This is a genomic window from Klebsiella variicola (genome assembly GCF_000828055.2).
Lineage (GTDB): Bacteria > Pseudomonadota > Gammaproteobacteria > Enterobacterales > Enterobacteriaceae > Klebsiella > Klebsiella variicola.
In genome coordinates this window covers 5,413,226-5,436,097 of sequence record NZ_CP010523.2, presented here as the reverse complement: position 1 = coordinate 5,436,097, position 22,872 = coordinate 5,413,226, and the positions used below count along the sequence as shown (strand labels likewise).

Here is a 22,872-nt window from a genome sequence, read left to right as displayed (position 1 = left end):
AACGGCAAAGGAAAGGTCTGCACGCCTGAATATCTCGATATTTTAACGCTATGAAATATAAAGATATTAAAAACAGAAAGCGATGGCGATCACCCTCTTTAAATGAGATGTTTATCACATAAATAAGCATGTCACTGCTACTGTCAACCATTCACTGACGTAATTTAATACGCATTATGTGATCTTTATTGCAAATAGAAGGCTTGTACTCAGGGAAAAATGTTGTCAGGCAAATGAGCGAGGAAGCGTCATGAAAATTGGCATCGTTATTAGCGGCGGGGATGTTTCGGGAATGAATAATTTTATATTCCAGATAGCCAGGCAGGCTAATGCCGAGATCACGCTGTTTAATGGCGGTATTCCAGGGCTACTGGAGAAAAGTCATCAGGATATGGCGTGGCGCGATCTGGTTGATTTCTCCATTACCGCGGTGCCGATCATTACCTCGGGGCGAACCAGTCGCAAACTGCAGCGCAGTGAATATGAAAGCATTGCTAAAAAACTTAAATCTCTGCGTATTGATGTGCTCATTATGGCCGGGGGGGATGGCAGCCTGCAGTTTCTGAATACCCTTAGTGAATTTGAGATTAATTGCTTTGGTGTCGGGATGACTATCGATAATGATGTGTATGGCAGTGATTATACGATTGGTTTTTCCACGGCCTGTGAGCAAATTATTAAAGAAGTCTCCCGTTTAAGAAATACCGGAAGAGCGCTGCCGGGTCGGGTTTTTATGGTTGAGATATTAGGAGGCTATTGTGGAGAACTAACGTTACAGTCCGCCATTAAATGTAATGCTGATATTGCCCTGATCCCGGAGGCACAGATGCCGCTGACCATGCTTGCGGAACGGATTACCCGGAAGCTGAGCATGCAAAATAGCGTCGTGATCCTCTGCTCAGAAGGCTATACCAAAGAGTACTCTCCCGGCTTTCAGGGGGCGATTGATACCATGATTAAACAGCTGGAACCACAAATAGGTGTCCGTATCCGTAAAACGATCGTCGGCTATGGTTTACGCAGCGGTGATCCAACCTGTGAAGAGATTTATCAGGGTACCATTATGGCCAGTGAAGTGGTTCGCTGTATTCAGTCAGGTATGAAAAATAAAGCCATAATAATTAATTCCAGTAACAAACCTATTCCGATTGATCTAGTCAGTATGAAAAAACGTCTGGTCGATACTGAAGGACATCATTATAAACTTGCCAAGCAACTCAATATTATTTGAGGAAACCCTCCATGCTGAAAATTTTATGCGTATGTGGCTGCGGCCTCGGTTCAAGCTTTGCCATTGAAATGACGGCGAAGGCAGTTTTAAAGAAGCTGGAAATTCCCGCTCATATTGAACACACCACCGTTTCCGAAGCTGGGGCCTTTAAATCGGATATGATTCTGACACAAAAAACCTTTGCCGACATCTTAACCGCCGATGCCAGTGAAGAAGAAATTAAACGTGTCGTGGTATTGAATAAACTTACTGATAAAGAGGAGATTGAAACCAAGATCGTCGCATTCTTAAAAGAACGTCATCTGAAGGTGGCTGATTATGAATAGCTTCGTTGCGTTTATCGTTAAGGATTTACTCGGCCAGGCATCCATCCTTATTGCTTTTATTGCCATGCTTGGCCTGATCCTGCAAAAGAAATCGCCAGGCAAAACCGCGGAAGGGACATTTAAAACGCTGCTCGGTTTCTTAATTATGATGGCCGGGATAAACATCATTGTCGCCACCCTGACCTTCCTGAATGATATCTTCACCCAGGGGTTTGGCATGAAAGGCTACATTACCGATGTGGCCGCCATCGCCGGGTTAGCGAATCGGGAATTAGGTTCGGAAGTGGCGCTGACGCTGCTGGTGATCTTTGCCGTCAATATTATTATCGCCCGTCTGACGCCGCTGAAATATATTTTCCTGACCGGCCAGGCGCTACTGTGGATGGCGACAATTGGGGCTGTGATTGGCTATAAGTCCGGGCTCACTGGCGTACCGCTGATTTTAACCGGGGGTATCTTCGGCGGTGTGATGGCGGTCTTAATGCCTGCCCTGGCGCAGCCGGTGGTCAGGCGCATTACCGGGTCTGACGATGTGGCCCTGGGGCACTTCTGTACCATCGGCTATCTGGTGCAGGCTGCGGTCGCTAAAGTTGTCGGAAAAGGCTCTCGCTCCACGGAAGATCTCGAACTGCCTGATAACTTTAAGTTTCTGCAGGATACCTATCTGGCCATGGCGGTGGTGATGGTGCCGATGTATCTCATCCCGGCTATTGCGGCGGGGCCGCAGTACATCGCGCAATTCTCCGGCGGCATTAATTACCTGATGTATGCCTTCATGCAGTCCATTCAGTTTGTCGCCGGGGTCTTTGTCCTCTATAGCGGTGTGCGTTTATTACTCAATGAGCTGGTGCCGGCTTTTCGCGGTATCGCGATGCGTATTGTCCCGGATGCAAAGCCTGCTCTCGATTGCCCGGTGCTGTTTCCCTATGCGCCAAATGCGGTGATTGTCGGATTTCTGGCGACGACTGTCGGCTCGATTATCGGCATGCTGGTTTTCCCGATGTTCGGTCTGGCGATGATCCTCCCCGGGCTGTTAACCAACTTTTTCGCCGGCGGTACGGCAGGGGTATTTGGTAATGCGCTGGGCGGACGTCGCGGGGCGATGATCGGCGGGGTTATCCACGGTCTGTTTATCACTTTTCTGCCGGCTATTCTGGTGCCCATGCTGGAGAGCTACGGCTTTACGGGCGTCACCTTCAGCGATTCTGACGTCATCAGCTCCGGTCTGGTATTAGGCCACGCCTTCCAGAATAACTGGCTCTTTGTCGCCTTGTTTATTGTGTTTGTCGCCGCACTGGCATGGTTTGTAAACGGTAAATCCGCTAAGCCGAAAGGGGAAAATGTTCATGAGTCTGTATAATTTTAATGAGATTTTAAACATCGCTCAGGAAAGAAATTTTAAAGCGATTGGCTCGTTTAACTTGCACTGTATTGAGATGTTACCGGCTTTTTTCAAAGCCGCGCAAAACAGCCACAGCCCATTAATGATCCAAATATCAACCGGTACCGCAGAGTATCTGGGGTATCGGTTACTGGTCGATGCCGTGCGTTCATTAGCAGACAGTGAAAATATCCCGACCTGCCTGCACCTCGATCACTGCTCCGATATTAAAGCCATCGAGACGGCAATGAATGCGGGCTTTTCTTCGGTGATGTACGACGGGTCTCACTTAAGCCTCGAGGAAAATATCGGTAACACGCGGATTGTGGTGGAAATGGCCCGGCCGCGGAATATTACGGTAGAAGGTGAGCTGGGGGCGATCGGCGGGTCAGAGGATGGAAAAGCGGTGGCTGCCGAAGATATCTGTTTTACTACCGTCGACGACGCGAAACGTTTTGTGGAGGAGACGCAGGTCGATATGCTGGCCGTCTCGGTGGGCACTGTGCATGGCCTGTACACCGGTAAAGCGCAGATACAGCATGCGCGGCTGAAGGCGATAAGCGAAGCGACTGGCGTGCCGCTGGTGCTGCATGGCGGCACAGGCGTTAGTGACGACGATATGCGGCTGGCCGTCACTGAAGGGATTAATAAAGTGAACGTCGGAACGGAAATGAACGTGCAGTGGGTCGACCGCTGTAAATCAACGTTCGAGAAAGGAAAAGTAAATGACAGCGTACGGAAATTTTTAATTCCCGCCAACCAGGCAGTGACTGCCGTATTAATGGAAAAAATGGCGCTATTTAAATAGCGTTTTACCGACACATATCTTTTGTTGCCCTGTCTTCCGCCAGGGAGGGAGCTTGCTATGTTTGAATCATTGAAAACGCTGTGGAAAAAAGAGCAAAACCCGCTGCAGGATTATGATCAACAGTCCCGTCAGCTGGCGGAAGAGATCGCCAGACTGGAAGGCGAATTACAGCGCCAGCCCGATAATAGCGACGCGCAAAAAACATTGATGTTGACTTACAACCGGGCATTATCGGTATATGCCAAGAGTAAGAGCCACCGGCAGGATATCGATGCGCTGTTTCTGCAGATTGATAATTTACGCAATATTATTCGTCGCAATATCTAGGAACAGAGAATGACCATAAAAGAACTGCTTATTGAGGCCGATGCCATTCAGGTTGGCGTTGTGGAATCCGACTGGCAGCGGGTAATAAAGTTGGCTGCCCGCCCGCTGGAGGCGAAAGGCTTTATTTCGGCGGAATATAGCCAGGCGGTGATCGATAATACCTTGAATCATGGCGCTTATTACGTTTTTGATGAAGGGATTGCCATCCCCCATGCCCGCCCCGAGTGCGGCGTCAGACGCAACTGCTTTAGCCTGGTGGTGCTGAAAAAGCCCATCCCGTTTGCGGACAGTGAAAAGGCGGACATTGTTATTATGTTTGGTGCCCGGGACAGCAATGCGCATATCGAGGAGGGCATCCGTTCCATCGTCGCGCTGCTGGATAACAATGACACCATGGCCAAACTGCGGACGGCCCGCAGCCGGGAGGAGGTCGTCGCATTACTATGAACAGACATCTGACCCCAGGCTGCAAAACGGCCATATTAATCAACGGCATTCCGGCGTCGGGGAAGAGCACCATCACCCGTTTGCTGGCGGAGACCTTTAGTCTACCAGTGTTGACGATCGACGGCATCAAAGAGCCGTTTATGGCGCGCCTGGCCCCTGTCGACCGGCCGATGAATCGCCAGCTGGGCTGTGCGGCGTATGAGGTGATTTGGTCGATTGTCGGCGCGTCGCCTGCCAGCATGGTTTGGTTGATCGACGCCTGGTTCGGTTTTCAGCCGCGGGAGACCTTGCAGAGACTGCTACAGCAGGCGGGCGTGGAGCAGGTAATTGAGATCTGGAACCATATTACCCCGGAGCTGGCCGTCGCACGCTATGCCTCGCGGCTGGCGACGCGGCCGCCGGGCCACCCCGGCGAGGAGTATCTGCCGGAGCTGGCCCAGCTGGCCGGGCGGGCGCAGCCCATGTCTTTAGGGCCCGTATTGACGATAGACCAGCGGTATCCGCTGGAGATAAAACCGATTATTCACTGGCTTGAAGGCACGATCGCTGGAAAGCACGCCGGTTTGGCGGATTACGCTTACCCGCCCTAAGGCATACCCGCCAGGCGCAGCAGCGCGGTCACCACGGCGGCGGCGATAATCACGCCGATCAGCGGGACCTTGCGCCAGGCGAGGAACACGGCGACAGCCACACCCAGAACGCGCGCCATGCCGGCGAAATGCGCCCCTTCATAGAAGGTGGTGGCCAGGGCGACGGAAAAAAGCAGCACCGTCGCCGCATCGGAAAGCAGCGCCTGCGAGCGCTCGGAAAATGCCAGCCGATTGCCGAGCTTCGCGCCGCCGAGGCGCATCAGATAGGTTCCCAGCGACAGGATGGCGATACCGGCGATAAACAGCGTCATATTGCCCATTATTTTTTCCTCGACAGTAAACCAAACAGCGAAAGCAGCACCGGCAGCCCGGTGGGTACAAACGGTACGGCGGCAAGCGCCAGTGCGGCGCCGCTGGCGGCGCGGATCAGCGTAGTGCGGTTTTTAAAGGCCGGGATCACCAGCGCCAGCAGGATCGCCGGGAAGACCGCATCAAGCCCGATGGTTTCCGGCGCTGGCAGCAGTTTGCCGACGGCCGCGCCGGTTAGCGTGCCGAGGGGCCAGATCAGCGCGACGCCGGCGCCGCACAGCCAGTAGGCCGCTTTGCGCTGCGCAGGGGTGGGCTGCGACAAGCCAAAGACCACGCTCTCGTCGTTCATAATGTGGCACCCGATAAAGCTTAAGGCGCGCCGACCAACCAGTTCGCGCACGGTCACTCCGAACGGGATATGGCGCGCGTTGACTAACAGGCCAGCGGCAGCGGCGGCCAGTGGGCTACCGCCGCTGGCGATAATGCCGATAAACATGAATTCAGAAGCGCCTGCCAGCACGGACACCGAAAGCAAGAGCGGCACCCATAAGGGGAAGCCGTAAGCCACCGCCAGCGACCCATAGGACATACCCACCACCCCGACGGCAAGGCAGACCAAAACGATCGCTTTTATCGTGTCTCCGCTGAGACTGGAGAGAGTTTGTTTCATATCACTTAGCCATATCGAACGATTTCCCATTATAATGAACACATAATGAACGTTTTTCAAGACGAACGAATCGTTCGATATAAAAAACAAAGGGGCGGGTATGACACAGCCAATCAGCGTTATTGCCAAAAGCCTGGTGCGGGAGCGGGCGCGGACCGGTCTCTCGCTGGCGGAAGTCGCGCGTCGGGCGGGTATCGCAAAATCCACGCTATCGCAACTGGAGTCCGGCAACGGCAATCCGAGTCTGGAAACGCTGTGGTCGCTCTGCGTGGCGCTGGATATCCCGTTTGCCCGCCTGCTTGAGCCGCAGGTGAACAAAACGCAGGTGATCCGCCGCGGAGAGGGGACAAAGGTGGTGGCGGAGCAGGCGAACTATCAGGCCATTTTGCTGGCCGCTTGTCCGCCAGGCGCGCGTCGGGACATCTATTTACTGTTAACCCAGCCCGGCGCCGATCGTATTTCGCATCCGCATCCGCCAGGCTCGGTGGAACATATTATCGTCACCCAGGGGCGGGCGCGGGTAGGGCTGACGTCGGCGCCGGAAGAGCTCGGCGAGGGCGACTATATCTGCTACCCGGCGGATCAGGAGCATGTTTTTCAGGCGCTGGAGCCGGATACGCAGGCTCTGCTGATCGCTGAGCAAAATTAGTCATAATCTGCGCATTTTATTTTGATGCGCAGAAGATTCTTTCATTTCTCATTAATGATTGAGTGAGCTATTTATCTGCTCAATATCTTCATCGTTTTTCCATTTTTGTTTCCTTCCGTTTTGCCTAAAAACATGGGATTGATGTCACTCTTCCTGCCGGAAGGGGTTCGTATACTTAATTCGTGACATTGGGGTTTATTATGTTTTTAGAAGAACGCAGACGGCATATCCTGAAATATTTAAACGATCATGAACGTGGTTTTGTTAATTATTTTGCTGCCTATTTTGGTGTTTCAAAAGAAACCATTCGTAGTGATTTAAATACTCTTTCAGAAATGGGTGTCGTGCAACGTTGTTATGGCGGGGCGATTATTTCACGGCGCAATTTACAGGCTGAGCTTATTTCTGAAACCGGTGATAGTTTCGGGGTGCTGTTGCAGCCTATTAATCACAGAAAACCTACGGTGAGTGGTCAGCAGAAAGGAAAATCGATGAACGGCAAAGTGTGTGTATTCGGCTCATTTAATGTGGATATTGTGGCCCGAGTGGAACGTTTTCCGCGCGGTGGCGAATCGCTACTGGCGCTCGCCAGCAGCCTTGGGCCCGGTGGAAAGGGGGCAAATCAGGCAACGGCTGCCAGTAAAGCCGGTGCGCAGGTACATTTTGTCGCTAAGGTTGGCAAAGATCAGTTTAGCCATTTAGCGGCCGATCATCTGACCCGTTCTGACATACACTCCTTTACGCTTTATCAATCTGAGAGCGAACCAACCGGCAATGCCATTATTTATGTCTCGCAGGAAAATGGCGAAAATATGATCGCTATTTACTCCGGCGCGAATACGACGATAACGCATAATGAAATTGAGGCGATTATTCCTGAGCTCACCTCTTCTGATGTTTTATTAGTTCAGCTTGAGAATAATTTTGACGCTACCCATGCGTTAATAAAAATAGCCAGGGAGCTAGGAAAGACCGTCATTCTAAACCCTGCTCCGTACTCAGCAGAAATCATTCCCAGTATTCCTTATGTTGATGTGATTACACCGAATGAAACCGAGGCTTCATTGTTATCTGGTATCGAGATTAACGATGTTGATACCGCCAAAGAGGCTGCACTGCGCATCGCTGAATTAGGGGCTAAGAAAGTCCTTATTACCATGGGATCGCGCGGCGCGCTGCTGCTGGATAATCGCCAGTTTAGCCATATTCGCGCTTTCCCGGCGGTCACTGTCGATACCACCGGCGCTGGCGATGCCTTTAATGGCGCGCTCGCCGCCTCGCTAGCTGCTGGCAACACCCTGGTTCAGGCCGCGACCTGGGCCTCCGCATTCGCCTCTCTGGCCGTCGAGCTGGAGGGGGCTTCCAACATGCCTGACTTTGCACAGGCAAACGCTCGACTCCGTACCCTCTAATCCAGGAAAAATAAGATGAAAACGATTAACGGTGTTGTTCCCGTCATGCTGACCCCATTTACCACTGACGACCAGATTGATTATCCGGCTCTGGCGAAGCTGATCGACTGGTACCTGGCAAAAGGCGTGGATGCGCTTTTTGCCGTCTGCCAGTCCAGTGAAATGCAATATCTCAGTCTGCAGGAGCGTGTCGAGCTGGCGCGTTTCGTGGTGCATCACGTGGCGGGGCGCATCCCCGTGATTGCCTCGGGCCATATTAGTGACGATCTGGCGGCGCAAAAGGAAGAGCTGCTGGCAATGTCGCAGACCGGCATTGATGCGCTGGTGCTGGTTACCAATCATCTCGATCCGCGCAATGAAGGCAGTGAGTTCTTTTTCGCTACCCTGCAATCGCTGCTGGCGGTGCTGCCGGTTTCGATGCCGCTGGGGCTGTATGAGTGTCCGGCGCCGTATCGCCGTCTGCTTAGCGACGACGAGTTCGCCTGGTGCGCCAACAGCGGCCGCTTTGTGGTTTTGAAAGATGTGAGCTGTGATCTGCCGACCGTTGAGCGCCGCGTGCGCCTGGCTCAGGGAACCCCGTTGAAAGTGATCAACGCCAATGCTGCTATCGCCTGGCCTGCGATGCTGGCGGGTGCCGAGGGCTTTAGCGGTGTGTTTACCAACTTCCACCCGGAGCTGTATAGCTGGATGTGGCGAGAAGGCAAAAACCAGCGGGCGCTGGCCGACGAGCTGGCGGTATTCCTGTCGCTGGGAGCGGTCACCGAAACACTGGGCTACCCGAAGAACGCCAAAATTTACCATCAGCGGCTGGGGACCTTCGACAGTGTTGCCTGCCGGGTTAACAAAGACGATGTACTGAGCAAGTTCTGGGGGCTGACGGTGATCCTCGATCAGATCCGCGTGGGCACTGAACTGTGGCAGCAGCGGATCGCAGGCTAAGGGAGGGGTCATTATGATCGTATCAAGTCTGCACGCGTGGCCTGCACAACAGGCCGCGTTTCATCCGGTGATTCGTCAGGCGCTGGCGTTTATCGCCAGCCAGGATTTTCAGCACTTTGCGCCGGGTAAAATCGACCTGATCCCGGGGAAACTCTTCTGCCTGTTGCAGGAGATGGACAGCATGCCTTTTGCGCAGGCGCGTCCTGAATCGCACCGCCAGTTTATTGATATTCAGTATCTGATCTCCGGCGAGGAGCGCATGGGGGTCAGCCGTGCTGAAAGCCGTTGCCATCACGTTACCGAGGATCTGACGCCGCAGCAGGACATTCTGTTCTGGCAGGTCGAAGACGAGGAAACGCAAATAAGGCTGACGCCCGGCATGTTTGCCATTTTCTTTCCACAGGACATCCACCGCCCCTGCTGCCACCCGCGAGAGGGCGAACAGAAACATCTTCGGAAAGCGGTGATGAAAATCGATCGCGCCTTGCTGGAGGACGGTTTATGAGTTCGCTAAATCACACTACTGCAGCGGCTATCGCGGCGCCGAAACTCTCACGCCGGCGCTGGGGGATCATTTTAATTCTGCTGCTGGCTGCGGTGGTGAACTACCTTGATCGCGCCAACCTGAGTATTGCTAATACCACCATTTCGAAGGAGTTTGGTTTCTCCGGAACCGAAATGGGTCTGCTGCTATCGGCGTTTCTCTGGCCTTATGCGCTGGCGAACCTGCCGGCCGGCTGGCTGGTCGACCGTTTCGGCTCGAAGAAAATGTTCACCGGCGCGCTGACGCTATGGTCTGCCGTGACCTTTCTGATGGGATTTGTGAATACCTATAGTTTCTTCTATGGCCTGCGGGTGCTGCTGGGGGTGGCTGAGTCGCCGTTCTTTACCTCTGGTATCAAGATCACCCAAAGCTGGTTTTCGGATAAAGAGCGCGGCCTGCCGACATCGATTATCAATACGGGTTCGCAAATCGCTAACGCCATCGCGCCGCCGCTGCTGACGCTTCTGCTGTTGTGGGTTGGCTGGCGCGGGATGTTTATCGCCGTGGGTCTGCTGGGTATACCGTTGATTCTGGCGTGGCTGAAGTTCTATCGCGATCCGGATGCGCGGGAAGCGATGCTGATCCACACTGGTAAGGTGGTGATGGCTGAGGCCGATAAGCCACAAGTTAGCTGGGGCGAGCTGTTTCGCAATAAAACGACCTGGTTCATGATCTCCGGCAACTTCTGCATCATGTTTACTATCTGGGTTTATCTGACGTGGTTGCCGGGTTATCTGGAAACATCGATGGGATTCAGCCTGAAGCAGACGGGCTTTATTGCCTCGATTCCATTCTTTGCCGGTATTCTTGGCGTCCTTTGCGGCGGGATGCTCTCTGACCGTCTGGTGCGCAGAGGGATTAATGCGGTAACGGCGCGGAAGGTGCCTATTGTGGTGGGGGCGGCAATGGCGGCCTGTTTTGTGATGCCAATTCCGTTTGTCAGCAACAGCGGTACCGCGATTACGCTACTGACGCTGGGTTATTTCTGCTCGCAAATGCCGTCCGGGGTTATTTGGGCGCTGGCGGCGGATATGGCGCCCAAAGAGCAGGTCGCTTCTCTCGGTGCGATCCAGAACTTTGGCGGTTTTCTGGGCGCCGCGCTGGCACCGGTGATCACCGGGATTATCCTTGATGCTACCGGTCAGTTCACCAATGTCTTTATTCTCGGCGGCTGCCTGCTGTTCCTTGGCGCCTGTCTCTATGGCTTCTTTGTGCGTAAACCGCTGACGCAGTAGTTTTTCCTCAGAACAAAGCGCCGAACGGCGCTTTGTCTCTGTTGCTGGACGTCATAGCCATATTGCGGGAAACTAGCTTTCCTATGCGAAAACAGGGATTTTTATGTCGCTGAAAGCCATTGCCAAACAACTTGGGATCTCCGTCACGACCGTCAGCCGGGCGTTGAACGGCTATGACGATGTGTCACAGGAGACCCGCGCCCGGGTTGAGGCTGAAGCGCAGCGCCGGGGCTATCGCCCCAACACTTTCGCCCGCCGTCTGAAAATGGGCACCATTGATGCCGTTGGTCTTGTCTTCCCTGTCCGCCCCGCGCCGCTCAACAATAACGTTTTTCTCGAGATGGTTGGGGAGATCAGCCATGAGCTGGCGCGCCATGACATTGATTTGTTGCTGATCGCCGATGATGAACAGGCGGATAAACATGGCTATATGCGCATGGTGCAGGGCCGTCGCGTCGACGCTTTAATCGTGGCCCATACTCTGGATGACGATCCGCGACTGGCGCAGCTGCAGGCCTCCGGCTTTCCGTTTCTGGCGCTCGGCCGTAGCCGCCTGGCGCAGCCCTACGCCTGGTTTGATTTCGATAACTATGCCGGTACCTGTCGCGCCACCCGCCATTTGATTCAGCAGGGTCACCAGCGTATCGCGCTGTTGGGCGAGAACAACAATCAGGCGTTTATTTTGCAACGGCGTAACGGCTACCTCGATGCTCTGCGCGAGGCGGGGTTATCCGATGCATGGCTGCGTAGCGTGCCGGCGACGCGCCGAGGCGGCTATCAGGCCACGCTGGAGTTGCTGCGCCTGCCGGAGCCGCCCACCGCGATTATTACCGACTGCAATACTCATGGCGATGGCGCCGCCATGGCGCTCGCCCATCTGGGCCGTTTGACCGGTGACAACCGCGTCGCCTTAGTAGTGTATGACGGCTTGCCGCAGGACAGCATCATTGAGACCGATGTCGCCGCGGTGATCCAGTCCACGCGCCAGGGCGTGGGGCGGCAGATTGCCGATATGGTCCGCCGCTTAATTGCTGGCGAGGATCTGGCCTCGCTGCAGGTGCTATGGCAGCCGGAATTTTTCCCGGGTGAAACTGCCTGACCTGACCCCTTTTTAACCCGTAATTCTGAAGCCGATCACGGATCCGAAACGTTTTGGTTGGCATCCGAAACGTTTCGTATCAACAGTAAGACATTCCTTGTTATGGAGATGTCTGATGTCTGATTCGCTGATTCACCTGCAAAGCGCCGGTGCCGATGTTGTCATTAAAACTCGCCCTTTCGCCGAAATTGTCTACTGGGGGCCACATTTAAGCCACTTTTCACCGCAGGATGCCGACAGCCTGACGCGCCCGGTCGCCAACGGCAGACTGGATGTCGATTCGCCAGTGACCTTAATGGCAGAGCTGGGCCATGGCCTGTTTGGTGCGCCGGGCATTGAAGGCCATCGTCAGGGTCTGGATGCCTCTCCGCTGTTCACCACCAGCGAAGTGCGGCACGAGGGCCAGACGCTGACCCTGATCAGCGAAGATCCGCAGGCCGGCCTGCGTCTGCACAGCGAGATCGCGCTGGATGTCAGCGGCGTGCTGAGCGTGCGCCATGGCGTGACCAATCTGCGCGCCAGCCCATGGCAGGTGGATCGCCTGGCGGTCACATTGCCGGTCGCCGAACGCGCTCGCGAGGTGATGGCTTTCCATGGCCGCTGGATCCGCGAGTTTCAGCCTCACCGCCTGACGCTGGAGCACGACAGCTTTGTGCTGGAGAACCGCCGTGGGCGCACCTCTCACGAACATTTCCCGGCCCTGATCACCGGCAGCCGCGCCTTTAGCGAGATGCAGGGTGAAGTCTGGGGCGTACATCTGGCCTGGAGCGGTAACCATCGCCTGCGGGCGGAGGTGAAAACCGATGGCCGTCGCTATCTGCAGGCCGAGGCGCTCTATCTGCCGGGCGAAATGGCGCTGGCGGAAGGGGAAACCTTGTGGACGCCGTACCTGTATGCCAGCTACTCGGCGAACGGGCTGAACGGCATGAGCCAGCAGTTCCATCGTTATCTGCGCGAACGGATTATTCGCTTCCCGGGCAACAAGCCGCGTCCGGTGCATCTCAACACCTGGGAGGGGATCTATTTCGACCACGACCCGGACTACATCATGCGTATGGCTGACGAGGCGGCGGCGCTGGGCGTCGAGCGCTTTATTATCGATGACGGCTGGTTTAAAGGGCGCAACGACGACTGGGCGGCGCTTGGGGACTGGTATCTTGATGAGAAAAAATACCCCTACGGCCTGACGCCGGTTATCGATCACGTGAAATCGCTGGGTATGGAATTCGGTATTTGGGTGGAGCCGGAAATGATTAACCCGGATGCCGATCTGTACCGGGCGCACCCGGACTGGGTGCTGGCGCTGCCGGGCTATACCCCGCTGACCGGCCGCCATCAGTTTGTCCTGAATCTCAACATTTCGGAAGCGTTTGATTATCTGCTGGAGCGGATGAGCTGGCTGCTGGGCGAGCACGCGGTGGACTACGTGAAGTGGGATATGAACCGCGAGCTGGTGCAGCCTGGGCATCAGGGACGCGCCGCCGCGGACGCGCAAACGCGCCAGTTCTACCGCCTGCTGGATACGCTGGTGGCCCGTTTCCCGCACATTGAATTTGAATCCTGCTCCTCCGGGGGCGGGCGGATCGATTATGAAGTCCTCAAGCGCAGCCATCGCTTCTGGGCGTCTGACAACAATGACGCCCTTGAGCGCAACACCATCCAGCGCGGCATGAGCTACTTCTTCCCGCCGGAGGTGATGGGCGCGCATATCGGCAACCGCCACTGTCATGCCACCTTCCGCCAGCACAGTATCGCCTTCCGCGGCCTGACGGCGCTGTTTGGTCATATGGGACTTGAGCTGGATCCGGTGAGCGCCGATGAAGAAGAGCGCGCCGGATACCGGAAATATGCGGCCTTGCATAAACAGTGGCGCGACGTGATCCATCACGGCGTGCAGTGGCGGATGGATATGCCGGACGCTACCACCCTTGCCCACGGCGTCGTCAGCCCGGATAAAGCGCAGGCGATTTTCCTCGTCAGCCAGCTGGCGATGCCGGACTACACCCTGATGGCGCCGCTGCGCCTGGCGGGGCTGGAGGCGAACGCCCGCTATCAGGTGACGCTCCTCGATCATCCGAACATTCAGATCACCGGCGAGGGCGGCCACACCATGCGGAAGCTGCCGGCATGGATGACGACGCCGCAGACGGTGAGCGGTGAGTGGCTACAGCAGGCGGGGCTGGCGCTGCCCATCCTCGACCCGGAAAGCGCCATTCTGATTGGCCTGCAACGCGTGTGATGGTATCGGGCCGCGTCGCGGCCCTTCTTGAGGAAAATATAATGAACCCGACCGTCTGTACCCACAAAAACAACCCCAACTTCTGGATTTTCGGGCTGTTCTTCTTTCTCTACTTCTTCATCATGGCCACCTGCTTTCCGTTTCTGCCGATCTGGCTGTCGGACGTCATCGGCCTGAATAAAACCGAAACCGGCCTCGTTTTCTCCAGCCTGTCGCTGTTTGCCATCTGTTTCCAGCCGGTCCTCGGGGTGATCTCTGACAAGCTGGGGCTGAAAAAACACCTGATGTGGATCGTGACCGTTCTGCTGGTGCTGATTGCTCCCTTCTTCCTCTATGTTTTCGCTCCGCTGCTGAAAACCAACATCTGGCTCGGGGCGCTGAGCGGCGGCGCCTATATCGGCTTTGTATTCTCCGCAGGCGCCGGCGCGATGGAGGCCTATATCGAACGGGTAAGCCGCAACAGCGGTTTTGAATACGGCAAGGCGCGCACCTTTGGCTGTCTGGGATGGGCGCTGTGCGCGACTACTGCCGGAATGCTGTTCAGCATTAATCCCGAATGGGTGTTCTGGATGGGGTCAGCCGCCGCGCTGCTGCTGGTGGTACTGGTGGCCATCGCCAAACCGCAGGCCAGTCAGTCCGCGCAGGTGATGGATTCGCTCGGCGCCAATCGCCCGGCGATCGATTTAAAAACGGCGGTGCGCATGTTCCGCCAGCGTAAGATGTGGATGTTTATTCTGTATGTTATCGGCGTGGCCTGCGTGTATGACGTTTTCGATCAGCAGTTCGCCACCTTCTTCAAATCGTTCTTCGCGACCCCGGAAGCGGGCACCCGCGCCTTTGGTTTCGCCACCACCGCGGGAGAAATATGTAACGCCATCATTATGTTCAGCTCGCCGTGGATTATTAACCGCATCGGGGCGAAGAATACCCTGCTGATCGCCGGGATGGTGATGGCGGCAAGAATGATTGGCTCTTCCTTCGCCACTACGGCCGCGGAAGTCGTAGCGTTGAAAATGCTCCATGCGCTGGAGGTGCCGTTCCTGCTGGTGGGCGCCTTTAAATACATTACCGGTGTGTTTGATGTCCGGCTGTCGGCGACCATTTACCTGGTGGGCTTCCAGTTCGCCAAGCAGGTGGCGGCGATCTTCCTCTCCGCCTTCGCCGGCAATATGTACGATCGGATCGGCTTTCAGGATACCTATATGATCCTCGGCGGTATTGCCCTGACGGTTACCTTAATCTCCGCATTTACGTTAGCGGGTAAGGCGAAAACCGAGCCGCTTCGGGATAATGCGATGACCGTTTAATCGACCGGCCTCCCGTCTGGAGGGAGGCCGGTTATTTTCACGCCAGATAAAACACTTCTTTGAGCTCCGCGCTCAGCGGGCTGTTGTCCGGGTTGCTGGGCATCACCTCGCGCATGTATTTCCACCAGCGCTGGCACACTTCCGTGCTGGCGACCGCCTCCCAGCGGGCTTCCGACTCAATCTCCACCGTCGCGAACAGCAGATGGCGTTCTTTATCGAGATAAATGGCGTAATGGTGCGCGCCGTGGTCCTTCAGCACTGCCTCCAGTTCTGGCCAGATGGGGTTATGGCGGCGCTGGTACTCCTCGTGCGCGTCGGGGTTCACCTGCATGACGAAGGCTTTACGGATCATAAGGCCTCCAGATAGAGCTCGCGAACCTCATCGCGGCTGGCGGAGCGCGGGTTACACGGCGCGCACGGGTCGGCCAGCGCTTTATCCAGCCAGCCTTCGATATCGGCTTTGCTGACGCCAAGCTGGCTGAAACCCTGGGGGATCCCTACGCGTTTGCTCAGCGCGCGGATGGCGTTGATGGCCTCCATGCTGGCAGCCTCATCGTTCATGCCGCGGGTATCGACGCCCATCGCCTGCGCCACGCGGGCGAAGCGCGCCACCGCGTTCGGGCGGTTAAAGTTTTCGATGATCGGCAGCAGGATGGCGTTGCACACCCCGTGCGGCAGGTTGTGGGTGGCGCCAGGCTGATGGGCCAGGGCGTGTACCAGCCCGAGACCGGCGCTATTGAACGCCATGCCCGCCAGGTATTGGCCAAACGCCATCTGCTCGCGGGCCTGCAGATCGTGACCATCGTCTACCGCTTTCGGCAGCCACAGGTTGATCAGGCGAATGGCCTCGAGGGCGTTGGCGTCGGTCAGGGGATGGGCGCCAACGGAGACAAAGGCCTCGATGGCGTGGGTCAGGGCGTCCATGCCGGTGGCGGCGGTAACGGCTGGCGGGATGTCGAGCATCACGCTGGCGTCGTCGACGGCGATATCCGGGATCAGGTTCGGGTCGATAATCACCTCTTTTACCTGCCGCTCGCTATCGATAATCACGGCGTTGCTGGTCATCTCCGCCGCCGTGCCGGCGGTGGTGTTGATGGCCACCAGCGGCACGCCAGCATTTTTCACTTTGCCGACGCCGGAGTAGGCGGTGGAGGGACCAGGGTTGGCGGTGAGGATTTTTATCGCCTTGGCGGTATCAATCGGGCTGCCGCCGCCGAAGGCGATCAGGTAATCGCAGCGGGCCGCCTGGTACGCCGCGTAGCCTTGCTGCACCAGCGCTTCGGTGGGGTTGGGGAACACCTCGTCAAACAGCTGGTAAGCCATCTGCTGTTCATCCAGCGCGGAAAATAGGCTGTCCAGCAGGCCCAGCTTCACCAGCTGACCGTCGGTGACGATCAGCGCCTTGCCCCATTGTTTGCCCGCTACCAGCTTGACCATATCACCGATAGCGCCTGCGCCGTGGAGGCTGATTTTAGGTAGTGCCAACATAAAACTCATGATAATTCTCCTTAATGTTGATTTTGGAAAATCCGTTTCCCCTCACCCCAGCCCTCTCCCGCAGGGAGAGGGGGAAAACCGGTCCCGGACTACAGGCTGCCTGCGTGCGCCGGGCAGTCCCCTCTCCCTTGGGGAGAGGGCCAGGGTGAGGGGGAAATTAACATCGTCTTCGCTGCATCATCCGCCGGGTCATAATCGGCAGGGAGATCACCACGATCAGCATGGCGCCGATAATCACCGACATCACGATGCCGGGGACGTTCAGCAGGCTCAGGCCGAAGGTCACCAGCCCCATCAGAAAGGCGGCAATGATCACCCCGGGCATGCTGCCGGAGCCGCCGAGAATATTGACGCCGCCGAGCACCGCCATGGTGACAACCGCCAGCTCCCAACCCATCGCCAGGGTGGGGCGGGTACTGCCGAGCCGTGAGGTCAGCAGGACCGCCGCCAGCCCGGCCATCAGCCCGACCAGCGCGAACAGCACCAGGTTATGACGCTTAACATTGATCCCCGAAAACCAGGCGCCGGTCGGGTTATTGCCGATGGCGTAGGTCCGGCGACCAAAGTTGGTTTTATGCAGCAGGAAGGTGAAGGCGGCCGCGAGGAGGATAAACAGCGCAAACTCAAAAGAGAGCGCCCCCCACACGTAGCCCTGGCCGAACCAGGCAAAGCTCTCCGGATAGTGATTGAGCGCCTGATCGCCCAGCAGGATATAGGTGATGCCGCGATACAGGCTCATGGTGCCGATGGTGATCACAATGGACGACAGGTTAAAGCGAGTCACCAGCAAGCCGTTGAACAGGCCGCACAGCAGACCTACGCCCAGGCCGATGATCACCAGCAGCGGCGTGTCCACCCCCGCTGCCGCGCAGAAGCCCATCACCGTTGAGCTGAGCGCCATCGTCGAGGCCACCGACAGATCGATTTCCCGGGCGATAATCAGCATCGCCATCGGCAGGACGACGATCGCCTTCTCGGTAAAGGTAAAGGTCGCGTCCGAGAGGTTCCAGATATTGAGGAAGTACGGGGAAGCCACCGCGTTGCCGATAAATACCGCCAGGGTGACCGCCAGTAAAAACCCTTCCCAGCACAGCAGGCGGCGCAGCGGCGACGGCGCGGCCGGGGCGTTTTTCATCTCTTCAGATACCATCATCTTGCTCATGATTTTACCGCCTGTTTCTGTCGGGCTAACGCCGCGTTGCGCAGGATTAACCGCCCGTGACCGCGATTGCCGCGCTCGTTGAGCAGCACCGCCATGACGATCACCGCCCCGGAGATCGCCATTTGCCAGAAGGGCGAGATGCCGATCACCGGCAGGGCGTTATTGATGACCCCGAGGAACAGCGCGCCGCACAGGCAGCCCAGCACCCGTCCGCTTCCGCCCATGGTGCTGATACCGCCGATCACGCAGGCCGCGACCACCTGCAGTTCAAAGCCGTTCGCCACGTCGACATAGGCGACGGCGAAGCGCGAGATCCACAGATAGCCGCAGAAGCCGGCCAGCGTGCCGGAGAGACAGAAGCTGACGAACTGCATTTTTCCGGCGTTAATGCCGGTGTAGTACGCCGCCGTCGCGTTGCCGCCTGCGGTGTACAAGGCCCGGCCGGTGCGGCTGTAGCGCAGGAAATAACCCACCAGCAGCAGCGCGGCGATGGCGCACCAGCTCAGCAGCGGCAGCCCCAGGAGCGCGCTGCGCGGCAGACTGAGAAAATCAGCGCTCATCTGATGTGAGTTAACCCAGCCGCCGTCAGTCAGCAGGAAGATAATGCCGCGATAAATGCTCATGGTGCCCAGGGTCACCACGATGGCGGGAATGCCGAGGCGCCAGACCAGCAGGCCGTTAATCATCCCCATCAGCAGGCCCAGCAGGGTTGCCAGTGCCAGCAGCGCCACCACCGGAATACCCGGATAGTGGGCGTTAAGCAGGGCGACGATCATCCCGGTCAGCGCCAGGTTGGCGGCCATCGACAGATCGATGCCTTTGGTGAGCAACACCATCATCTGTCCGAGGGCGAGGATGATAAGGATGGCGGTATCGTTAAACATCTCCACCAGATTGCCCGGTGAAACGAACGACGGCGCCCGGCTGCCGATGGCGCCGATCATCAAAATGATGACCAACGCCAGCAGCGCTTCGCGATGTTTAAGCCATGCGTGTCCCATCATGCCGCCTCCTGGCCGATGCCGCTGGCCGCGCTAACGATGGTTTCCGCTGTCGCTTCCCCGGCCTGGTATTCGGCGACCATCAGCCCTTCGTGCATCACGATAATCCGGTCGGCCATGCCCATCACTTCCGGCAGCTCTGACGAGACCATAATCACCGCCAGTCCCTGGCTGACCAGCTCGGACATAAACTGATGCACGGCGGCTTTTGAGCCGATATCGATGCCTTTGGTCGGCTCATCGAGGATAATCACCTCGGGATGGGTCGCCAGCCATTTGCCGATCACCACTTTCTGCTGGTTGCCGCCAGAGAGGGTCTCCACCGGCTGCCGCCAGCTGAAGGCTTTAACCTGCAGGCGCGAGGCGTACTCGTCCGCCAGCCGCCATTCCCGGGCGTCGTTCAGGACGCCGTTAGGATTGAGCTTGCTGAGCTGCGGCAGACTGATGTTCTGGGCGATGGGCAGGGCGATGATCGCCCCCTGTTTCTGCCGCTCTTCCGGCACGCAGACGATGCCCGCGCGGATGGCGTCGGCGGGCTGGCGAAAGCGCATGGGGCTGCCGTTCAGGCGGATCTCGCCGGAGGAGGGACGCGAGACACCGGAGAGCGCCTGCATCAGCTCGGTGCGTCCGGCGCCCACCAGGCCGTAAAAGCCGAGAATTTCGCCCTTGCGCAGGCGGAAGCTGATATGGGCAAACTCGGTAGGATGACAGAGATCGGTCACCTCCAGCACCGTTTCTCCGGGCGTGCAGTCGATTTTCGGGTAGGTTTGGGTGATCGCCCGGCCCACCATCATCGACACCATTCGCTCTTCGGTGATGTCGCTTATCGCCCCGGAGCTGACGTACACCCCATCGCGCAGGATGGTGTAATAATCGGCCAGCTCGAAAATTTCATCGAACTTATGCGAGATAAACAGGATCGCTTTGCCGTCCTGCTTCAGACGCTCAACGATGTGATAAAACTCCAGGATTTCATGCTGGGAGAGGGCGGCGGTCGGCTCATCGAGGATCACCACCTGGGCGTCGAAAGCCAGCGCCCGGGCAATCGCCACCATGTGCCGCTGGGCGATGCTGAGGGTTTTCAGCGTGGCCCGCGGGTCGATCTGGACTTCCAGCCGGGTGAGGATCTCGCTGGCTCTGCGGTGCATCGCCGGCCAGTCGAGCGTTTTTAACAGTCCCTTATACAGATACTGGCCGACGAAAATATTTTCACTGACCGAGAGTTCGTCAAACAGCACGGTTTCCTGGTGAATGGCGGTGATCCCTACCTTATGCGCCGATTCCGGCGTTGGCAGATGAATAGGGATCGCTTTATAGAGGATCTCGCCCTCTTCGGGCTGATAAATACCGGTCATCACTTTGACCAGCGTGGATTTCCCCGCGCCGTTTTCGCCGATTAAGGCGGTCACTTTGCCGGGCCAGAGATCAAGCTGCACGTTCTCAAGGGCGCGCACACCGGGAAAAATCTTGGTGATCCCCTTCAGCGACAGCAGTGGCGTTGATGCTGACATGATAGTTCTCCACAAAAATCACCCCTCACCCTAACCCTCTCCCCAAAGGGGCGTGGGTACGGTCCGGCGTCCGCTGGCCACATCGTGCAGAGGACCAGCCTTTCCCCCTCTCCCTCCGGGAGAGGGCCGGGGTGAGGGAACAAGGGTTAGAAAATTTTCGAGAACTTATCGATGTTGCTCGCATCGTAGACGAACGGCTCGGCCATCGCGCCATTCCCCTCAGCATCCAGCTTCACTTTGCCCAGCTTGCCCATACTGGCTTCGGTTTTGGTTGCCGTGCCTTTGACTAAATCGTCGGCCAGATAGGTGGCGGCGTAGCCCAGGTCAATCGGGTTCCAGATGGCGAAGCTTTTGCTGGCGCCGGACTTGATCGCGCCGGCCATTTCCGACGGCAGCCCCAGCCCGGTGACATAGACTTTGCCGATTTTGCCCTGATCCTTCACCGCCTGCGCGGCGGCAACAATGCCCACCGATGACGGCGAAACAATGACTTTCAGGTCCGGATATGATTTCAGCAGGCCCACCGCTTCGCGGTAGCTTTTATCCGACAGATCGTCACCGTAGGCGACGGTGACCAGCTGTACGGACGGATACTGCGGCAGCACCTTTTTCATCTCCTCAATCCAGATGTTCTGGTTAGTGGAGGTTGGGGTGGCGCTTAACACGGCCACCTCGCCTTTCTCAACGTTCAGCGCCTTCAGCGCATCGGCGGCGAGCTTGACGTTGGTTTCGCCAATTAAGGCGTTATTCGAGGGGTTAAGATGGATCTGGCGGCCTGCCGGCGCCACGCCGGAGTCCCACGAGACCACCTTGATGCCGCGCTGCATCGCTTTTTTCAGCACCGGCACCACCGCGTCCGGATCGTTGGCGGAAATGGCGATCGCATCCACCCCCTGGGCGATCAACCCATTCAGCACGTCGATCTGCGCTTCGGCGGTGGTAGTGGTCGGGCCGGTGTAGATCACTTTGACATCACCTAACTCTTTGGCTGCCTGTTGGGCGCCAGCGTTGGCGGCTTCGAAGAAGCCATTTCCCAGCGATTTCGCCACAAGGGCGATTTTAACTTCGGCTAAGGCGGAACCGGACAACGCCAGGGCGGCAACGGTGAGGATCAAGCTTGTCTTTGTTTTCATTGCTTTTACTCCACATGAGTTAGTTTTGTAGGGTTTGCAGGTGATGTTTCGCCCCGTCTCGGTGAGCGGGGCGCGATGTTGTTATGGATAAAGATCTAAAGCGGACTGCAGCGGCTGCACGTTGAAGCGTTTGCCAAGGGCGATAAGCTCTTCGCGGGTGATGGTCTGCTTCATCCCGCCCATGGACAAGACTTTCACCAGCACTTCGGCGGACTTCTCGGCGGTGTCGATCAGGCCGAAGGTCTCATCCAGCGTGGGGCCGCTGCCGAAGACGCCGTGGAATGGCCACAGCACCAGCGAGTGTTTTTGCATGGTTTCGGCGGTCGCCTGGCCGATTTCATCGGTGCCCGGCACCATCCACGGCAGAATGCCGACGCCGTCCGGGAAGACCACCAGACATTCGGTGCTACCTTCCCACAGCTTGCGGGTGAACAGATCGCTGTGGTTCTCCAGAACATAGGTCAGGGCGATCAGGTTGGTGGCATGGCAGTGCATGATCACCCGGTCTTTGCCGCCGGTCAGTTTGATGCGCTCGCTATGCGACAGGAAGTGTGCCGGCAGCTCGGAGGTCGGTACGGCATCCTCGGTGAGGCCCCACAGGATATGGTATCCCGCGCCATCGCTGTCGACCTTTACCACGCCGAGGTTAGCGGCCGGGTCGAGCTGGACGTTACGGAAGAATTTGCCGGAGCCGGTGACGATAAATGGCTGGTTGGCCAGGATTGGCATCGGCTGGCTGAGGGCGATGTAACGCGGTTTGGCGTGGAAATCCGCCGCATAAGGTTCGATATCCGCTTCATCCAGACGCAGCGTCAGGTTGCCGCCGTTGCGTTCGTCCCAGCCTTTCAGCCAGGCGTCGGAGGTGGCTTTGATCATGCCCTGGACGAACCAGGCGTCGATAATGGTCTGCATAGTCTTGTCTTTCCTGTTGATTTGGTGGGGGTAGCCCCTCACCCTAACCCTCTCCCCACAGGGGAGAGGGAACTGTTCGGTGCGCTCTGGCAACATCGCGCAGTTCGTAGCCCGGGTAAGGCGTCAGCCGCGACCCGGGAAAG

24 protein-coding genes are annotated in these 22,872 nt (G+C 57.0%); 15 read left to right on the top strand and 9 right to left on the bottom strand.

The genetic code is table 11. The annotated features are described in order from the left end of the window. Window positions 1-250 precede the first annotated feature (250 nt). The 7 genes from SP68_RS25385 to SP68_RS25355 are packed head-to-tail and all read left to right on the top strand — an operon-like array spanning window position 251 to window position 5,110. Window positions 251-1,231, top strand: coding sequence for a 6-phosphofructokinase (locus tag SP68_RS25385; protein WP_040970664.1), 981 nt, complete (start codon window positions 251-253; stop codon window positions 1,229-1,231). 11 nt (window positions 1,232-1,242) lie between these two features. Further along, on the top strand, window positions 1,243-1,557 hold the full coding sequence (locus tag SP68_RS25380) for a PTS sugar transporter subunit IIB (RefSeq protein ID WP_004151864.1): 315 nt from the start codon (window positions 1,243-1,245) through the stop codon (window positions 1,555-1,557). Then, window positions 1,550-2,917, top strand: coding sequence for a PTS sugar transporter subunit IIC (locus SP68_RS25375; protein ID WP_004203642.1), 1,368 nt, complete (start codon window positions 1,550-1,552; stop codon window positions 2,915-2,917). The genes SP68_RS25380 and SP68_RS25375 overlap by 8 nt, the downstream gene beginning before the upstream one ends. Beyond that, window positions 2,904-3,746 (top strand): class II fructose-bisphosphate aldolase, encoded by an 843-nt coding sequence (locus tag SP68_RS25370; protein WP_008807896.1) that lies wholly within the window; start codon window positions 2,904-2,906, stop codon window positions 3,744-3,746. The genes SP68_RS25375 and SP68_RS25370 overlap by 14 nt, the downstream gene beginning before the upstream one ends. 57 nt (window positions 3,747-3,803) lie before the next feature. Beyond that, complete coding sequence (locus SP68_RS25365) at window positions 3,804-4,073, top strand: hypothetical protein (RefSeq protein ID WP_022064602.1); 270 nt, start codon at window positions 3,804-3,806, stop codon at window positions 4,071-4,073. A 9-nt stretch (window positions 4,074-4,082) separates the two neighbouring features. Further along, on the top strand, window positions 4,083-4,520 hold the full coding sequence (locus tag SP68_RS25360; RefSeq protein WP_008807895.1) for a PTS sugar transporter subunit IIA: 438 nt from the start codon (window positions 4,083-4,085) through the stop codon (window positions 4,518-4,520). Further along, entirely contained in the window at window positions 4,517-5,110 is a 594-nt protein-coding gene (locus SP68_RS25355; RefSeq protein WP_008807894.1) for a P-loop nucleotide/nucleoside kinase family protein, read from the top strand. The genes SP68_RS25360 and SP68_RS25355 overlap by 4 nt, the downstream gene beginning before the upstream one ends. Here the strand turns inward: SP68_RS25355 and SP68_RS25350 are convergent. Further along, entirely contained in the window at window positions 5,107-5,430 is a 324-nt protein-coding gene (locus SP68_RS25350) for an AzlD domain-containing protein (RefSeq protein WP_008807893.1), read from the bottom strand. The two genes, SP68_RS25355 and SP68_RS25350, sit on opposite strands and share 4 nt — an antisense overlap. After that, window positions 5,430-6,089 carry an AzlC family ABC transporter permease gene (locus tag SP68_RS25345; protein WP_008807892.1) on the bottom strand — a complete coding sequence of 220 codons (660 nt, stop codon included), beginning with the start codon at window positions 6,087-6,089 and terminating at the stop codon, window positions 5,430-5,432. Before SP68_RS25345 ends, SP68_RS25350 begins: the two co-directional genes overlap by 1 nt. Window positions 6,090-6,189: 100 nt before the next feature. Between SP68_RS25345 and SP68_RS25340 the strand changes: the two genes are divergently transcribed. The 8 genes from SP68_RS25340 (at window position 6,190) to SP68_RS25305 (ending at window position 15,513) form a co-directional block, all read left to right on the top strand. Next, entirely contained in the window at window positions 6,190-6,738 is a 549-nt protein-coding gene (locus SP68_RS25340; protein ID WP_002882865.1) for a helix-turn-helix domain-containing protein, read from the top strand. Window positions 6,739-6,938: 200 nt separating this feature from the next. Then, window positions 6,939-8,150 (top strand): PfkB family carbohydrate kinase, encoded by a 1,212-nt coding sequence (locus SP68_RS25335; RefSeq protein WP_040970674.1) that lies wholly within the window; start codon window positions 6,939-6,941, stop codon window positions 8,148-8,150. A 15-nt stretch (window positions 8,151-8,165) separates the two neighbouring features. Beyond that, window positions 8,166-9,089: a dihydrodipicolinate synthase family protein gene (locus SP68_RS25330; protein ID WP_022064605.1), complete on the top strand. Its 924-nt coding sequence runs from the start codon at window positions 8,166-8,168 to the stop codon at window positions 9,087-9,089. Between the two features lie 13 nt (window positions 9,090-9,102). After that, on the top strand, window positions 9,103-9,594 hold the full coding sequence (locus tag SP68_RS25325) for a NanQ anomerase/TabA/YiaL family protein (RefSeq protein ID WP_022064606.1): 492 nt from the start codon (window positions 9,103-9,105) through the stop codon (window positions 9,592-9,594). Then, window positions 9,591-10,868, top strand: a complete 1,278-nt coding sequence (locus SP68_RS25320; RefSeq protein WP_022064607.1) for an MFS transporter — start codon at window positions 9,591-9,593, stop codon at window positions 10,866-10,868. Before SP68_RS25325 ends, SP68_RS25320 begins: the two co-directional genes overlap by 4 nt. A gap of 103 nt (window positions 10,869-10,971) precedes the next feature. Further along, window positions 10,972-11,967 (top strand): substrate-binding domain-containing protein, encoded by a 996-nt coding sequence (locus tag SP68_RS25315; RefSeq protein WP_022064608.1) that lies wholly within the window; start codon window positions 10,972-10,974, stop codon window positions 11,965-11,967. Window positions 11,968-12,082: 115 nt separating this feature from the next. Beyond that, complete coding sequence (locus tag SP68_RS25310) at window positions 12,083-14,206, top strand: alpha-galactosidase (protein ID WP_022064609.1); 2,124 nt, start codon at window positions 12,083-12,085, stop codon at window positions 14,204-14,206. Between the two features lie 41 nt (window positions 14,207-14,247). Continuing rightward, window positions 14,248-15,513 (top strand): MFS transporter, encoded by a 1,266-nt coding sequence (locus tag SP68_RS25305; protein WP_008807889.1) that lies wholly within the window; start codon window positions 14,248-14,250, stop codon window positions 15,511-15,513. Window positions 15,514-15,550: 37 nt separating this feature from the next. Here SP68_RS25305 and rhaM read toward each other — a convergent pair whose 3' ends face one another. The 7 genes from rhaM to rhaD all read right to left on the bottom strand — a co-directional run bounded on the left by rhaM (window position 15,551) and on the right by rhaD (window position 22,729). Beyond that, the gene (gene rhaM, locus SP68_RS25300; RefSeq protein WP_002882870.1) at window positions 15,551-15,865 is read right to left on the bottom strand and encodes an L-rhamnose mutarotase; all 315 of its coding nucleotides are present in this window, start codon (window positions 15,863-15,865) and stop codon (window positions 15,551-15,553) included. Then, complete coding sequence (gene fucO / locus SP68_RS25295; protein WP_022064610.1) at window positions 15,862-17,010, bottom strand: lactaldehyde reductase; 1,149 nt, start codon at window positions 17,008-17,010, stop codon at window positions 15,862-15,864. Before fucO ends, rhaM begins: the two co-directional genes overlap by 4 nt. 157 nt (window positions 17,011-17,167) lie before the next feature. Beyond that, window positions 17,168-18,172 carry an ABC transporter permease gene (locus SP68_RS25290; protein ID WP_022064611.1) on the bottom strand — a complete coding sequence of 335 codons (1,005 nt, stop codon included), beginning with the start codon at window positions 18,170-18,172 and terminating at the stop codon, window positions 17,168-17,170. Beyond that, on the bottom strand, window positions 18,169-19,176 hold the full coding sequence (locus tag SP68_RS25285) for an ABC transporter permease (protein ID WP_022064612.1): 1,008 nt from the start codon (window positions 19,174-19,176) through the stop codon (window positions 18,169-18,171). Before SP68_RS25285 ends, SP68_RS25290 begins: the two co-directional genes overlap by 4 nt. Beyond that, window positions 19,173-20,684, bottom strand: coding sequence for a sugar ABC transporter ATP-binding protein (locus tag SP68_RS25280; protein WP_016162048.1), 1,512 nt, complete (start codon window positions 20,682-20,684; stop codon window positions 19,173-19,175). The genes SP68_RS25285 and SP68_RS25280 overlap by 4 nt, the downstream gene beginning before the upstream one ends. A gap of 146 nt (window positions 20,685-20,830) precedes the next feature. Beyond that, entirely contained in the window at window positions 20,831-21,817 is a 987-nt protein-coding gene (gene rhaS, locus SP68_RS25275; RefSeq protein ID WP_022064613.1) for a rhamnose ABC transporter substrate-binding protein, read from the bottom strand. Window positions 21,818-21,898: 81 nt separating this feature from the next. Further along, complete coding sequence (rhaD, locus tag SP68_RS25270; protein WP_008807883.1) at window positions 21,899-22,729, bottom strand: rhamnulose-1-phosphate aldolase; 831 nt, start codon at window positions 22,727-22,729, stop codon at window positions 21,899-21,901. Window positions 22,730-22,872: the final 143 nt, after the last annotated feature.